We start from the raw sequence: 1039 nt of genomic DNA, 5'->3' as shown, positions 1-1039 counted from the left end.
TATTGGCAGAGGCACCAATATTGCTACTGCTACCACCGCTGGCTAAAGATGAAACACTCAGAATGCCCCCGCTCACAGTAGTCGCACCAGTGTAGGTATTAGCGGCTGAGAGGGTAGTTGTACCGGTGCCGATTTTAGTGAGGGAGCCTGAGCCGCTGAGCACACCGCTAAAGCTTGTGCTGGTGTTATCACCGCCAGTGCTTAAGGTAAATCCAGAACCAATTGCAATACTACCTGCGCCCGCAATGGATCCTACCGTATCTGTGCTGTTGACGTTATACGCTGCAATACTAGCGACAGTGATGGCGGTGGTATTGGCTAAGGTGCCAGAGACAGTAAGTGCACCTTCCGAGATGGTTGTAGCACCAGTGTAGGTGTTGGTGCCCGATAAGGTTAAGGTACCGGTGCCGGTTTTGGTCAGAGCACCTGAGCCGCTGATGATGCCAGAGAGCGTCATGGCATTAGCGGCATTGATGGTGGAGGCAGCCGTTAAGGAGATTGCTCCAGATAAGGTGCTAGCGGTAGTAGAGCTATTGGTAATCGTGCCACCATTCAGAATAATGGCATTAGTCAGTGTAAAGCCTGCCAGATCAAGCGTCACACCAGAGTTGATAATTAAAGTATCAGTTACTCCACCATAACCAGAAGCAGTCAGAGTGACTGTGCCCGTGAGGGTAGTATTGGTCGCATAACTATTGGAGCCATTAGAGGCTGTAAAGGTGCCAGCCCCTGAGTTATACAGAGTGTAGCTAGGTCCATTAATAATCCCACTGATAGTGAGCACTGCGCCCGAGCTGACGTTGACTGTAGAGTTCGCACTTAAAGTCACAGCGCCCGATAAGCTAGAGGTGCCTATGCTAGTGGCAATCGTACCGCCATTAAGGGTAATGGCTTCTGCACCAACTGTGACAGCTCGCAGATCTAGTACTGCGCCACTATTGACTGTAGTACCCACTGCAGTAGTTCCAAGGCCAGCGGCATTAGTAATGGCTAAAGTACCGGCACTAATCGTAGTCGCACCAGTGTAGGTGTTGGTGCC

General features: G+C 50.9%; 1 protein-coding gene. It reads right to left on the bottom strand.

Annotation, left to right across the window (positions count from 1 at the left end; translation table 11 throughout):
• Window positions 1-1039 (bottom strand): autotransporter-associated beta strand repeat-containing protein (locus ICN40_RS11135; protein ID WP_216244015.1); only part of this gene is annotated, 1039 nt, incomplete at both ends.

The sequence above is a fragment of the Polynucleobacter sp. Fuers-14 genome, from assembly GCF_018882045.1.
In the GTDB taxonomy this organism is placed as follows: Bacteria; Pseudomonadota; Gammaproteobacteria; order Burkholderiales; family Burkholderiaceae; genus Polynucleobacter.
The sequence above is the reverse complement of the archived record's forward strand: the minus strand, read 5'-3'. Positions and strand labels throughout refer to the sequence as shown.